Genomic DNA, 14100 nt, shown 5'->3' with positions numbered 1-14100 from the left:
AGGAGCTGCCGAAGGCTGCGATCTTTTGATGTTGTTTTTTAAAAAGCAAAATCAAAAGATCGCAGCCTTCGGCAGCTCCTACAGGGGAATGTGGCGGGCATAAAAAAGGGAGACCACTTGGGCCTCCCTTTTCATTGCGATTTGCCGTTACAGACTGGCAATCCGCGCATGTTGCTCGGCCAGTTTGCCCAGAGCCTGTTCGGCTTCAGCCAGTTTGGCGCGCTCCTTGTCGATGACTTCGGCCGGAGCCTTGTCGACGAAGCCTGCGTTGGACAACTTGCCACCCACGCGCTGGACTTCGCCCTGCAGGCGCAGGATTTCCTTGTCCAGGCGCGCCAGTTCGGCGTCCTTGTCGATCAGGCCGGCCATCGGCACCAGAACTTCCATCTCACCCACCAGCGCGGTGGCGGACAGCGGTGCTTCTTCGCCGACAGCCAATACGGTGATCGATTCCAGGCGAGCCAGTTTCTTCAGCAGGGTTTCGTTCTCGGTGAGACGACGCTGATCTTCGGCGCTGACGTTTTTCAGGAACAGGTTCAGCGGCTTGCCCGGGCCGATGTTCATTTCGCCACGAATGTTACGTGTGCCCAGCATCACGCCCTTGAGCCATTCGATGTCGTCTTCGGCGCCTTGGTCGATGCGCTCTTCATTGGCCACTGGCCAAGGTTGCAGCATGATCGTCTTGCCTTCGATACCGGCCAGCGGCGCGATGCGCTGCCAGATTTCTTCGGTGATGAACGGCATGAACGGGTGCGCGAGGCGCAGGGCCACTTCCAGTACCCGAACCAGCGTGCGACGGGTGCCGCGTTGACGTTCAACGGGCGAGTTTTCGTCCCACAGCACCGGCTTGGAGAGTTCCAGGTACCAGTCGCAATACTGGTTCCAGATGAACTCGTACAAGGCTTGTGCCGCCAGGTCGAAGCGGAACTGGTCGAGTTGACGGGTCACTTCAGCTTCAGTGCGTTGCAGCTGCGAGATGATCCAGCGATCCGCCAGTGACAGCTCGTAAGCTTCGCCGTTCTGGCCGCAGTCTTCGCCCTTGTCCAGAACATAACGCGCGGCGTTCCAGATCTTGTTGCAGAAGTTGCGATAGCCTTCGACGCGGCCCATGTCGAACTTGATGTCGCGACCGGTGGACGCCAGCGAGCAAAAGGTGAAGCGCAGGGCGTCAGTGCCGTAGCTGGCGATGCCGTCGGCGAACTCGTCGCGGGTCTGCTTCTCGATCTTCTTCGCCAGCTTCGGCTGCATCATGCCGGAGGTGCGTTTCTGCACCAGCTCTTCCAGCTCGATGCCGTCGATGATGTCCAGCGGGTCCAGGACGTTGCCCTTGGACTTGGACATCTTCTGGCCCTGGCCATCACGCACCAGACCGTGAACATACACAGTCTTGAACGGAACCTGCGGCGTGCCGTCTTCGTTTTTCACCAAATGCATGGTGAGCATGATCATCCGGGCAACCCAGAAGAAAATGATGTCGAAGCCGGTCACCAGCACGTCGGTGGAGTGGAATTTCTTCAGGAACTCGGTCTGTTCAGGCCAGCCGAGGGTGGAGAAGGTCCACAGGCCCGAACTGAACCAGGTGTCGAGAACATCGTTGTCCTGTTGCAGCGCAACGTCCGGGCCGAGGTTGTGCTTGGCACGCACTTCGGCTTCGTCGCGACCGACATAGACCTTGCCCGACTCGTCGTACCAGGCCGGAATCCGGTGGCCCCACCACAGCTGACGGCTGATGCACCAATCCTGGATGTCGCGCATCCACGAGAAGTACATGTTTTCGTATTGTTTCGGTACGAAGGCAATGCGGCCATCTTCAACGGCGGCAATTGCAGGCTCGGCCAATGGCTTGGTCGACACGTACCACTGGTCGGTCAGCCACGGCTCGATGATGGTCCCGGAGCGGTCGCCTTTCGGCACTTTCAGTGCGTGATCGTTGACGCTGACCAGCAGGTCAGCGGCATCGAACGCTGCAACGATTTGCTTACGCGCTTCGAAGCGGTCGAGACCGGCGTATTCGGCCGGGATCTTGCCGTCGATGCTTTCGTTCAGCGTGCCGTCGAGGTTAAACACCTGACAGGCCGGCAGTACGGCGGCGTTCTTGTCGAAGATGTTCAGCAGTGGCAGGTTGTGACGCTTGCCGACTTCGTAGTCGTTGAAATCGTGGGCCGGGGTGATTTTCACGCAGCCGGTGCCGAATTCAGGGTCGCAGTAATCGTCGACGATGATCGGGATGCGGCGGCCGACCAGCGGCAGCTCGACAAATTTGCCGATCAGGGCTTTGTAGCGTTCATCGTTCGGGTTCACGGCAACGGCGGCGTCGCCGAGCATGGTTTCCGGACGAGTGGTCGCGACGATCAGGAAATCATCGCCTTCAGCGGTCTTGGCGCCGTCGGCCAGTGGGTACTTCAGGTTCCACAGGAAACCTTTCTCGTCGTGGTTTTCCACTTCGAGGTCGGAAATCGCCGTGTGCAGCTTGGTGTCCCAGTTGACCAGGCGCTTGCCGCGGTAGATCAGCCCGTCTTCATGCAAGCGAACGAACGCTTCTTTAACCGCTTCCGAGAGGCCGTCATCCATGGTGAAGCGCTCACGGCCCCAGTCCACGGACGAGCCGAGGCGGCGGATCTGACGGCTGATGTTGCCGCCGGACTGATCCTTCCACTCCCAGACTTTCTCGAGGAATTTCTCACGACCGAGGTCGTGGCGATTCTGGCCTTGGGCTTCGAGTTGACGTTCCACCAGCATTTGCGTGGCGATACCGGCGTGGTCGGTGCCCGGCTGCCATAGGGTGTTGCGACCCTGCATGCGGCGGAAACGGATCAGGGCGTCCATGATCGCGTTGTTGAAGCCGTGACCCATGTGCAGGCTGCCAGTGACGTTCGGCGGCGGGATCATGATGGTGTAGGACTCGCCCGCGCCTTGCGGGGCGAAGTAATTCTCTGACTCCCAGGTGTTGTACCAGGAAGTTTCAATGGCGTGCGGCTGGTAGGTCTTATCCATGCGCGGCGGGACCCTATTGGCATTAATTCAGGAAAAGCCGACGAGTATAGCGGGGCATGGGGCGAAGGGCGAGCAGGGGCAGACTGTGGCGAGGGGATTTATCCCCGTTGGGCTGCGAAGCAGCCCCCAGCATTTCATTCGGAATACGCATTTACAGGGTTGACGACTGCTGCGCAGCCGAACGGGGATAAATCCCCTCACCACAGAGGGGATTGGGGATTACTCGTATTGACTGAGGAGCCGTTCCATCCGCGCAGCGAGGCGGCGTTTGATTTCGGTTTCGATGTGCGGCGCGAAGTCGTCGATCACGTCTTGCATGATCAACATGGCGGCGGCACGCAGTTCGCCATCCAGATGCAGCAAGGCATCAGGGCCTTTTTCGGCGGTGGGTGCGGCCGGGGCAGCGCTCGGTTCGGTGACGGGCGGCGGGTTGTCGACGGCCTCGAACAGCATCGGAATTTGTTCCTGGTCATCGTCGTTGACCGTATCGGTCAGCAGCGGCGGTTGCAGGTTGTCATCGCCGAGCAGTTGGCGGATCGACTCGAGGTCGTCCAGCAAGTGCGCGGACTTTTGCAGCGGTTTTGGAGTGTCCATCGGAATGCTCAGAGTCGCTGTAAACGGTGATCTTGCAGAGGATAGCCCTGTTCGCGGTAGAAACGGAAACTCTCCCGCGCAGCCGTGCGAATCGTCGGATCTTCCACCACCACTTCCGCCACGCGGGCGAAGCGGGGGGCAAAGGTCGGGACTTTCAGGTCGAGGTTGACCAGCAAGTCCTGATGCTGACCGCAGTTATCGCCAACACCCAGGACAATCAAACCGTCCGGCTCGCTTTCGGCGGGGCCGTGGGGCACGAAGCTTTCGCCCTTGAACGCCCACAAACGCGCATCGAGATCATCGCGCTGGGCCGCATCGCTGCAATGCAGGTAGATGCGGTGGCCCATGCGCCAGGCTTTTTCGGTGAGCTTGCAGGCGAAGTCCAGTCGCGCCGATGGATCGGCGCTGGGCAGGATATAGAAGTCGACTTTGGTCATTGCGGTTCCTGGCCCCGGGGTGGCTATAGAATTGACCCGGGAATTGTAGGAGCGAGCTTGCTCGCGAAAAACACAAAGACGCCGCGTTTATGCGGGTTCCCTGCGTTATCGTTGACGATCTTCGCGAGCAAGCTCGCTCCTACACGACGGTTAAGCTTTAGCGCGGTCCAGCAGGTATTGGGTCAGCAGGGGAACCGGGCGGCCAGTGGCGCCCTTGTCCTTGCCGCCACTGGTCCAGGCGGTGCCGGCGATGTCCAGGTGCGCCCAATTCAGGTTCTTGGTGAAGCGCGACAGGAAGCAGGCCGCGGTGATGGTGCCGGCTTTGGGGCCGCCAATGTTGGCGATGTCGGCGAACGGGCTGTCCAGTTGCTCTTGATACTCATCGAACAGCGGCAGTTGCCAGGCGCGGTCGTCGGCGGACTGGCCGGCGCTCAGCAGTTGGCCGATCAGTTCGTCGTTGTTGCCCAGCAGGCCCGAGGTGTGGGAACCCAGCGCGACGACGCAAGCACCGGTCAGGGTCGCGATGTCGATGACGGCTTGCGGCTTGAAACGCTCGGAGTAGGTGAGGGCGTCGCACAGCACCAGACGGCCTTCGGCGTCGGTGTTGAGGATTTCTACGGTCTGGCCGCTCATGGTGGTGACGATGTCACCCGGGCGCGAAGCGTTGCCGCTCGGCATGTTCTCGGCGCAGGCCAGGATGCACACCAGGTTGATCGGCAGCTTCAATTCGAGCACGGCGCGCAGTGTACCGAACACGCTGGCAGCACCGCCCATGTCGTACTTCATTTCGTCCATGCCGGCGCCTGGCTTCAGGCTGATGCCGCCGGTATCGAAGGTGATGCCTTTGCCGACCAGTGCGTACGGCTTCTCGGATTTCTTGCCGCCGTTGTATTGCATGACGATCAGGCGCGGTGGCTGGGCGCTGCCCTGGCCGACGGCGTAGAACGAGCCCATGCCCAGGTCCTTGATCTTCTTCTCGTCAAGGACTTCGACTTTCAGGCTTTTGAATTCTTTACCCAGGTCCTTGGCTTGTTCGCCGAGGAACGTCGGGTGGCAGATGTTCGGTGGCAAGTTGCCCAGGTTACGGGTAAACGCCATGCCGTTGGCGATTGCGGTGGCGTGGGCCACGGCGCGCTCGACTTCAGCCTGTGCAGCCTTGATGGTCACCAGGGTGACTTTCTTCAGCGTGCGAGGCTCGGCTTTCTGGCTTTTGAACTGATCGAACTGGTATTCGCCGTCCACCAGGGTTTCAGCCAGCAGGCGGGTCTTGCCGTAGCTGTCGCGGCCTTTGACGACCACTTCGTCCAGGGCCAACACGGCATCGCTGCCACCCAGGCCTTTAAGGGTGTTGAGGATGCCGGCGATGATTTTACGGAACGGGCGATCGCCAAGCTCTTCATCCTTGCCCACGCCGACCAGCAAAACGCGTTCGGCCTTGAGGTTCGGCAGGCTGTGCAGCAACAGGCTCTGGCCAACTTTGCCGGCCAGGTCGCCGCGCTTGAGCACGGCGCTGATCGCGCCACCGCTCAGTTCGTCAAGTTGTTTGGCGACGGCGCCGAGCTTGCGGCCTTCGCCGACGGCGACCACCAGAGTGGCGGTTTTCAACGTTTCTGGGCTAACGCTTTTTACAACCAGTTCCATGTCCGGGTCCCTGAATTAATGGTCAACACGCAAGCGCTCGACGCTCGGCGTGCGTCGCTTGCTTATATATAGAAAGACGCAAGTCACGGCCTGCGACAAAGGCCGCAGTTTGAACCTCACGCCCCGAGGCTGACAACCCTCGGTTATACGATTGTAGGAGCGAGCTTGCTCGCGAAAAACCCGAGACCGCAGCGGGGTATCAGGCTTCCCGCTTTATCGTTGACGACCTTCGCGAGCAAGCTCGCTCCTACGCACCTCGGTTATACGAGTGTAGGAGCGAGTTTGCTCGCGAAAAACCCGAGACCGCCGCGGGGTGTCAGGCTTGCCGCTTTATCGTTGACGACCTTCGCGAGCAAGCTCGCTCCTACACCCCCTCGGTTATACGATTGTAGGAGCGAGCTTGCTCGCGAAAAACCCGAGACCGCCGCGGGGTGTCAGGCTTGCCGCTTTATCGTTGACGACCTTCGCGAGCAAGCTCGCTCCTACACCCCTCGGTTATACGATTGTAGGAGCGAGCTTGCTCGCGAAAAACCTGAGACCGCCGCGGGGTGTCAGGTTTGCCGCTTTGTCGTTGACGACCTTCGCGAGCGAGCTCGCTCCTACACCCCTCGGTTATACGATTGTAGGAGCGAGCTTGCTCGCGAAAAACCCGAGACCGCCGCGGGGTGTCAGGCTTGCCGCTTTATCGTTGACGACCTTCGCGAGCAAGCTCGCTCCTACACCTCCTCGGTTATACGATTGTGGGAGCGAGCTTGCTCGCGAAAAACGTGAGACCGCCGCGGGGTGTCAGGCTTGCCGCTTTATCGTTGACGACCTTCGCGAGCAAGCTCGCTCCTACGCACCTCGGTTATACGAGTGTAGGAGCGAGCTTGCTCGCGAAAAACGTGAGACCGCCGCGGGGTGTCAGGCTTGCCGCTTTATCGTTGACGACCTTCGCGAGCAAGCTCGCTCCTACACCCCTCGGTTATACGAGTGTAGGAGCGAGCTTGCTCGCGAAAAACCCGAGACCGCCGCGGGGTGGCAGGCTTGCCGCTTTATCGTTGACGACCTTCGCGAGCAAGCTCGCTCCTACGCACCTCGGTTATACGAGTGTAGGAGCGAGCTTGCTCGCGAAAAACCCGAGACCGCCGCGGGGTGTCAGGCTTGCCGCTTTATCGTTGACGACCTTCGCGAGTAAGCTCGCTCCTACACCCCTCGGTTATACGATTGTAGGAGCGAGCTTGCTCGCGAAAAACCCGAGACCGCCGCGGGGTGTCAGGTTTGCCGCTTTGTCGTTGACGACCTTCGCGAGCAAGCTCGCTCCTACACCCCTCGGTTATACGATTGTAGGAGCGAGCTTGCTCGCGAAAAACCCGAGACCGCCGCGGGGTGTCAGGCTTGCCGCTTTATCGTTGACGACCTTCGCGAGCAAGCTCGCTCCTACACCCACAGCCTCGCGCCAATGCATTGCGCAGTGACAGGCGCACCCAATCACAGGATAATGCGCCATCTTTTTTCGGCGGCTCTGCCCTACGGGCTGCCTGATACGTTTGCTTGTTTGGCCGCCTTAGCCTGACAACCCTGGAGTGTCTGGTTTGATTGTCTTCCGTTATCTATCCCGCGAAGTCCTGTTGACCTTGAGCGCCGTCAGCGCCGTGCTGCTGGTCATCATCATGAGCGGACGCTTCATCAAGTACCTCGCTCAAGCGGCTGCCGGCCTTCTGGATCCAGGCTCTCTGTTTCTGATCATGGGCTTTCGCCTGCCGGGTTTCCTGCAACTGATTCTGCCTCTGGGGCTGTTCCTCGGCATCCTGCTCGCCTATGGTCGTCTGTACCTGGAAAGCGAGATGACCGTGCTGTCGGCCACCGGCATGAGCCAGCAGCGTCTGTTTGTCATCACCCTGTTTCCGGCCACACTGGTTGCACTGATGGTGGCCTGGCTGAGCCTGAGCCTGGCGCCACAAGGGGCCAACCAGTTCCAGCTGTTGCTGAACAAACAGGATGCACTGACCGAGTTCGATACCCTGGAACCGGGGCGCTTCCAGGCCCTGCGTGACGGAACCCGTGTGACTTACACCGAAAAGTTGTCGGATGACCGCATCAACCTTGGCGGTGTATTTATTTCGCAGAAAAACGTCTCGTCCGATAATAAGGATCGCGGCATTTCCGTGTTGGTGGCCGAAAAAGGCCGTCAGGAAATTCGCCCGGACGGTAATCGCTACCTGATTCTCGACAACGGCTATCGCTACGATGGTAATCCGGGGCAGGCCGACTACCGTGCGATCAAGTACGACGAGTACGGCGTCTTGTTGCCAAAACCGGATGTCAGCGACGAGGTTACCGACCGCGATGCAATGAGCACCGGTACATTGATGGACAGCGACGACGTGCGTTTGCGCGCCGAGCTGCAATGGCGTCTGTCCTTGCCGCTGCTGGTCTTCATCGTGACCTTGATGGCGGTGCCGCTGTCGCGGGTCAATCCGCGCCAGGGTCGTTTCCTAAAGCTTTTACCGGCGATTCTTCTTTATATGGGTTACCTGTCTATCCTGATTGCCGCTCGTGGCGCCCTTGAAAAGGGCAAGATTCCGCATGAGCTGGGTTTGTGGTGGGTGCATGCGATGTTCCTGGTCATCGGTCTGGGCCTGCTCTATTGGGAACCTCTGCAGTTGAAGCGGGCGAGTCTGCGCAGCGCGCGGGAGGTGGCTCGTGGTTAAGCTCGACCGCTACATCGGTAGCAGCGTGTTCATTGCGATCCTGGCGGTACTGGGGGTCATTCTCGGTCTGGCAACGCTGTTTGCCTTCATCGACGAAATGGGTGAGGTCAGCGATACCTACACCATGGTAGACGTATTGAGTTTCGTGCTCCTGACTGCGCCGCGTCGTCTTTACGACATGTTGCCGATGGCTGCGCTGATTGGTTGCCTGATCGGCCTCGGCAGCCTGGCCAGTCACAGCGAGTTGACCATCATGCGCGCTGCGGGCGTGTCGGTCGGTCGAATTGTCTGGGCGGTCATGAAGCCAATGCTGGTCCTGATGGTAGCGGGTGTGTTGATTGGCGAATACGTGGCGCCGGCGACCGAAAGCACCGCTCAGGCCAACCGTTCCCTGGCTCAGGGCAGTGGCGATGCGCAAAGTTCCAAGCATGGTCTATGGCATCGCCAGGGAGGCGAGTTCATTCACATCAATGCCGTGCAGCCCAATGGCGTGCTGTATGGCGTCACCCGTTATAGTTTCGACGATCAGCGCCATATGCTGACTTCAAGCTTCGCCAAGCGAGCGGATTTCGACAAGGATCACTGGCAGTTGAGCGACGTCACCACGACGCTGTTCCATGACAAGAGCACTGAAGTGGTCACTGCACCGGTCGAGCGCTGGAACGTGGCGCTGAGCCCGGAACTCCTGGATACGGTGGTGATGACCCCCGACGCGTTGTCGATCACCGGTCTGTGGGGTTACATCCACTACCTGGCTGATCAGGGGCTGAACAATGGCCGCTACTGGCTGGCATTTTGGGTCAAGGTGTTGCAACCATTGGTCACCGCCGCCCTGGTGCTGATGGCTATTTCCTTCATCTTCGGTCCGCTACGCTCGGTGACCCTGGGTCAGCGGGTGTTCACCGGCGTGCTGGTGGGCTTCACCTTCCGCATCGTCCAGGATCTGTTGGGGCCTTCGAGCCTGGTATTCGGTTTCTCGCCGCTGTTTGCAGTGCTGGTTCCGGCGGGCGTTTGTGCCCTGGCCGGGGTCTGGTTGTTACGGCGAGCCGGTTGATTACGGGTATTTCCCGACCTGGCTGGTCATGAAAAACGCCCCTGTCGCGAGACCGGGGCGTTTTTGTACGTGCCGTCTGACCTGCGAACGTGACGCTTGCGCCGTGGATCAGGTACAATTCCCGGCTATTTTTCGGCGGGCTATGCCTGCAGCCTTTTTGAGTGTTGATCCGTGAGTGATTTGAGTCATATCCGCAATTTCTCCATCATCGCCCACATTGACCATGGCAAGTCGACGCTGGCCGATCGCTTCATCCAGATGTGCGGCGGCCTTGCCGAGCGCGAAATGGAAGCCCAGGTTCTGGACTCCATGGACCTGGAACGTGAACGCGGGATCACCATCAAGGCCCACAGCGTCACCTTGTATTACACCGCCAAAGACGGCATCAAGTATCAGCTGAACTTCATTGACACCCCGGGCCACGTCGACTTCACCTATGAAGTCAGCCGGTCGCTGGCGGCCTGTGAAGGTGCGTTGCTGGTGGTCGATGCCGGTCAGGGCGTTGAAGCGCAATCGGTAGCCAACTGCTACACGGCGATCGAGCAGGGCCTGGAAGTCATGCCGGTCCTGAACAAGATCGACCTGCCACAGGCCGATCCGGACCGCGTCAAAGAAGAAATCGAAAAAATCATCGGCATCGATGCCACCGATGCGGTCGAGTGCAGCGCCAAGACAGGCCTGGGCGTTGACGAGGTGCTCGAGCGTCTGGTCAAGACCATTCCTGCGCCAACCGGCAACTACGAAGATCCGCTGCAAGCGTTGATCATCGATTCCTGGTTCGACAACTACCTGGGCGTTGTTTCCCTGGTACGCGTGCGCCACGGCCGTGTGAAGAAGGGCGACAAGATCCTGGTCAAATCCACCGGCAAGATCCACCTGGTGGACAGCGTCGGTGTGTTCAATCCCAAGCACACCCCCACGGCCGACCTCAAGGCTGGCGAAGTGGGCTTCATCATCGCCAGCATCAAGGACATTCACGGTGCGCCAGTGGGCGACACCCTGACCTTGAGCTCGACGCCTGACGTCGACGTGCTGCCAGGCTTCAAACGCATTCAGCCACAGGTTTACGCCGGTCTGTTCCCGGTCAGCTCCGATGACTTCGAAGATTTCCGTGAAGCGCTGCAAAAGCTCACGCTCAACGACTCGTCCCTGCAGTACACCCCGGAAAGCTCCGACGCCCTGGGCTTCGGCTTCCGTTGCGGGTTCCTCGGCATGCTGCACATGGAAATCATCCAGGAGCGCCTCGAGCGCGAGTACGACCTGGACCTGATCACCACAGCGCCCACCGTTATTTTCGAGCTGTTGCTGAAAACCGGTGAAACGATTTACGTCGACAACCCGTCCAAGCTCCCGGACGTGTCTTCGATCGAAGACATGCGTGAGCCGATCGTGCGGGCCAATATTCTTGTGCCGCAAGAGCACCTGGGCAACGTCATTACCCTGTGCATCGAGAAGCGTGGCGTACAACACGACATGCTGTTCCTTGGGTCCCAGGTCCAGGTGACCTACGATATTCCGATGAACGAAGTGGTCCTGGACTTCTTTGACCGTCTGAAATCCACCAGCCGCGGCTATGCTTCGCTGGATTACCATTTCGACCGTTATCAATCGGCTAGTCTGGTGAAGCTGGATGTGCTGATTAACGGTGACAAAGTCGACGCCCTGGCGTTGATCGTGCATCGTGACAATGCGCACTATAAAGGTCGCCAGTTGACCGAGAAGATGAAAGAACTGATTCCGCGGCAGATGTTCGACGTTGCGATCCAGGCCGCCATTGGCGGGCAGATCATTGCGCGGACTTCCGTCAAGGCACTCAGAAAGAACGTATTGGCCAAATGCTACGGCGGTGACGTTAGTCGTAAGCGCAAGCTGTTGGAAAAGCAAAAGGCCGGTAAAAAACGCATGAAGCAAGTCGGTAACGTGGAAATTCCACAAGAAGCCTTCCTTGCAGTGCTCAGGTTGGATAGTTAGGTCCTATGTCGCTAAATTTCCCGCTGTTGCTGGTCATCGCCGTGTTCGTCTGCGGCCTGTTGGCGTTGCTCGATCTGGTTTTCCTGGCGCCGCGTCGGCGTGCCGCCATTGCCTCCTATCAAGGCAGCGTCAGCCAGCCTGATGGGGTGGTGGTCGAGAAACTGAACAAAGAGCCGCTGCTGGTCGAATACGGCAAGTCGTTCTTCCCGGTGTTGTTCATCGTGCTGGTACTGCGTTCGTTCCTGGTGGAACCGTTCCAGATTCCATCCGGCTCGATGAAACCGACCCTGGACGTCGGCGACTTCATTTTGGTGAGCAAGTTTTCCTACGGGATCCGCTTGCCGGTGATCGACAAGAAAATCATCGAAGTCGGTGAGCCACAGCGCGGCGACGTGATGGTGTTCCGCTACCCGAGCGATCCGAACGTCAACTACATCAAGCGTGTGGTAGGCCTGCCGGGTGACCAGATTCGTTACACCGCCGACAAGCGTCTGTTCGTCAACGGTGAATCGGTTGCCGAACAAATGATCGGCTCCGAGCCGGGCACGTTGGGCAGCGCTGAGCTCTACAAGGAAAAACTCGGCGCCGCCGAGCATCTTATCCGCAAGGAAATGAGCCGCTATCGCGCAACACCGGAACATTCGTGGACCGTGCCCGCCGGGCACTACTTCATGATGGGCGACAACCGCGACAACTCGAACGACAGTCGCTATTGGGATGATCCGAGTATTCCCAAGGATCTGCTGGGCATGGTTCCCGACAAGAATATCGTCGGCAAGGCCTTCGCAGTCTGGATGAGCTGGCCAGAACCTAAACTCAGTCACCTGCCGAATTTCTCGCGGGTTGGCCTGATCAAGTAATCACCCACGGCGCTGTTGAACACAGCGCCGAATGCTTTTCTGGCGTCGACACATTCGGCACCGAAAGCATGAAGCCAATGATATTCAGGACGTTATTTTTGAACACAGCGTTAATTGTCCCAAGCCTGCGCCGCATCACGGCGATGGCGGTGGAATCCAGCCACGAACTCAGCGTGGGTAAACCGTGAGCGTCTCCTTAAGCCGTCTAGAGCGTCAGCTCGGCTACACCTTCAAGGATCAGGAGCTGATGGTCCTGGCCCTGACTCACCGCAGCTTTGCCGGGCGCAACAACGAACGCCTGGAATTCCTCGGCGATGCCATACTCAATTTCGTCGCTGGCGAGGCGCTGTTCGACCGCTTCCCGCTGGCCCGCGAAGGACAGCTGTCCCGTTTACGCGCACGCCTGGTAAAAGGCGAGACCCTGGCCGTACTGGCCCGGGGATTCGATCTGGGCGAATACCTGCGCCTGGGTTCCGGCGAGTTGAAAAGCGGCGGTTTCCGTCGCGAATCGATTCTGGCCGATGCCCTGGAAGCACTGATTGGTGCGATCTACCTGGACGCCGGCATGGACATGGCGCGTGAGCGCGTGTTGGCCTGGCTGGCCGGTGAGTTCGAAGGGTTGACGCTGGTCGACACCAACAAAGATCCAAAAACCCGCCTGCAGGAATTCCTGCAGTCCCGGGGTTGTGAGCTGCCGCGATACGAAGTGGTGGATATCCAGGGTGAGCCGCATTGCCGGACGTTCTTCGTCGAATGTGAAATCACCTTACTGAATGAAAAAAGCCGAGGTCAGGGTGTGAGCCGTCGTATTGCCGAACAGGTAGCGGCCGCCGCAGCACTGATTGCCCTGGGCGTGGAGAATGGCCATGACTGATTCAACTGCAACTCGCTGTGGCTATGTCGCCATCGTCGGCCGTCCAAACGTGGGCAAGTCCACGCTGCTGAACCACATCCTTGGTCAGAAGCTCGCGATCACCTCGCGCAAGCCTCAGACCACTCGCCACAACATGCTGGGCATCAAGACCGAAGGCGCCGTGCAGGCGATCTACGTCGACACCCCGGGCATGCACAAGGGCGGCGAAAAGGCTTTGAACCGCTACATGAACAAGACCGCTTCGGCTGCGTTGAAAGACGTCGACGTGGTGATCTTCGTGGTTGACCGCACCAAGTGGACCGACGAAGACCAGATGGTCCTCGAGCGCGTTCAATACGTGACCGGCCCGCTGATCGTGGCGCTGAACAAGACTGACCGCATCGAAGACAAAGCCGAATTGATGCCGCACCTGAGCTGGTTGCAGGAACAGCTGCCGAACGCGCAGATCATGCCGATCTCGGCTCAGCACGGGCACAACCTCGAAGCGCTGGAGCGCGTGATTGCCGGTTACCTGCCGGAAAACGATCACTTCTTCCCTGAAGACCAGATCACCGACCGCAGCAGCCGCTTCCTCGCCGCTGAGCTGGTGCGTGAGAAAATCATGCGTCAGATGGGCGCTGAGTTGCCGTATCAGATCACCGTGGAAATCGAAGAATTCAAGCAGCAGGGCAAAACCCTGCATATCCATGCCTTGATCCTCGTGGAACGTGACGGCCAGAAGAAAATCATCATTGGTGACAAGGGCGAGCGCATCAAGCGCATCGGCACCGAGGCGCGCAAGGACATGGAGTTGCTGTTCGACTCCAAGATCATGCTTAACCTGTGGGTCAAGGTTAAGGGCGGCTGGTCTGACGATGAACGCGCCCTGCGTTCGTTGGGTTACGGCGACCTGTAATACACCGCAGGACCCCCTGTAGGAGCGAGCTTGCTCGCGATGGACTTGAGAGCGCCGCATTCATTCAGAAAGCCCGCGTTATCGTTA

10 protein-coding genes are annotated in these 14100 nt (G+C 59.1%); 6 read left to right on the top strand and 4 right to left on the bottom strand.

Translation table 11 applies throughout. The features are described 5' to 3' along the window. Positions 1 to 147: 147 nt before the first annotated feature. The 4 genes from JFU37_RS28135 to JFU37_RS28120 form a co-directional block, all read right to left on the bottom strand. On the bottom strand, positions 148 to 2994 hold the full coding sequence (locus tag JFU37_RS28135) for a valine--tRNA ligase (protein ID WP_201120404.1): 2847 nt from the start codon (positions 2992 to 2994) through the stop codon (positions 148 to 150). Between the two features lie 219 nt (positions 2995 to 3213). Continuing rightward, positions 3214 to 3588: a DNA polymerase III subunit chi gene (locus JFU37_RS28130; RefSeq protein WP_201120403.1), complete on the bottom strand. Its 375-nt coding sequence runs from the start codon at positions 3586 to 3588 to the stop codon at positions 3214 to 3216. An 8-nt stretch (positions 3589 to 3596) separates the two neighbouring features. Then, positions 3597 to 4025 carry a DNA polymerase III subunit chi gene (locus JFU37_RS28125; RefSeq protein ID WP_201120401.1) on the bottom strand — a complete coding sequence of 143 codons (429 nt, stop codon included), beginning with the start codon at positions 4023 to 4025 and terminating at the stop codon, positions 3597 to 3599. 150 nt (positions 4026 to 4175) lie between these two features. Then, on the bottom strand, positions 4176 to 5666 hold the full coding sequence (locus JFU37_RS28120) for a leucyl aminopeptidase (protein WP_201120399.1): 1491 nt from the start codon (positions 5664 to 5666) through the stop codon (positions 4176 to 4178). Positions 5667 to 7240: 1574 nt separating this feature from the next. Between JFU37_RS28120 and lptF the strand changes: the two genes are divergently transcribed. From lptF to era, 6 genes are all read left to right on the top strand, one after another. Further along, complete coding sequence (lptF, locus tag JFU37_RS28115) at positions 7241 to 8359, top strand: LPS export ABC transporter permease LptF (protein WP_201120397.1); 1119 nt, start codon at positions 7241 to 7243, stop codon at positions 8357 to 8359. Beyond that, on the top strand, positions 8352 to 9413 hold the full coding sequence (lptG, locus tag JFU37_RS28110) for an LPS export ABC transporter permease LptG (protein ID WP_201120395.1): 1062 nt from the start codon (positions 8352 to 8354) through the stop codon (positions 9411 to 9413). Before lptF ends, lptG begins: the two co-directional genes overlap by 8 nt. Positions 9414 to 9584: 171 nt before the next feature. Continuing rightward, positions 9585 to 11384, top strand: a complete 1800-nt coding sequence (gene lepA / locus JFU37_RS28105; protein ID WP_201120387.1) for a translation elongation factor 4 — start codon at positions 9585 to 9587, stop codon at positions 11382 to 11384. Positions 11385 to 11389: 5 nt separating this feature from the next. Next, complete coding sequence (lepB, locus tag JFU37_RS28100) at positions 11390 to 12244, top strand: signal peptidase I (RefSeq protein WP_201120385.1); 855 nt, start codon at positions 11390 to 11392, stop codon at positions 12242 to 12244. A 184-nt stretch (positions 12245 to 12428) separates the two neighbouring features. Further along, positions 12429 to 13118, top strand: coding sequence for a ribonuclease III (gene rnc, locus JFU37_RS28095; protein ID WP_033053426.1), 690 nt, complete (start codon positions 12429 to 12431; stop codon positions 13116 to 13118). Further along, positions 13111 to 14013 carry a GTPase Era gene (gene era, locus JFU37_RS28090; RefSeq protein ID WP_059403406.1) on the top strand — a complete coding sequence of 301 codons (903 nt, stop codon included), beginning with the start codon at positions 13111 to 13113 and terminating at the stop codon, positions 14011 to 14013. The genes rnc and era overlap by 8 nt, the downstream gene beginning before the upstream one ends. Positions 14014 to 14100 lie beyond the last annotated feature (87 nt).

The organism is Pseudomonas sp. TH41, from assembly GCF_016650695.1.
Lineage (GTDB): Bacteria > Pseudomonadota > Gammaproteobacteria > Pseudomonadales > Pseudomonadaceae > Aquipseudomonas.
The sequence above is the reverse complement of the archived record's forward strand: the minus strand, read 5'-3'. Positions and strand labels throughout refer to the sequence as shown.

Coding starts and splice junctions, on each gene's coding strand:
- JFU37_RS28135 (WP_201120404.1), bottom strand. CDS start 2,994: ATGGATAAGACCTACCAGCCGCACGCCATTGAAACTTCCTGGTACAAC.
- JFU37_RS28130 (WP_201120403.1), bottom strand. CDS start 3,588: ATGGACACTCCAAAACCGCTGCAAAAGTCCGCGCACTTGCTGGACGAC.
- JFU37_RS28125 (WP_201120401.1), bottom strand. CDS start 4,025: ATGACCAAAGTCGACTTCTATATCCTGCCCAGCGCCGATCCATCGGCG.
- JFU37_RS28120 (WP_201120399.1), bottom strand. CDS start 5,666: ATGGAACTGGTTGTAAAAAGCGTTAGCCCAGAAACGTTGAAAACCGCC.
- lepB (WP_201120385.1), top strand. CDS start 11,390: ATGTCGCTAAATTTCCCGCTGTTGCTGGTCATCGCCGTGTTCGTCTGC.
- era (WP_059403406.1), top strand. CDS start 13,111: ATGACTGATTCAACTGCAACTCGCTGTGGCTATGTCGCCATCGTCGGC.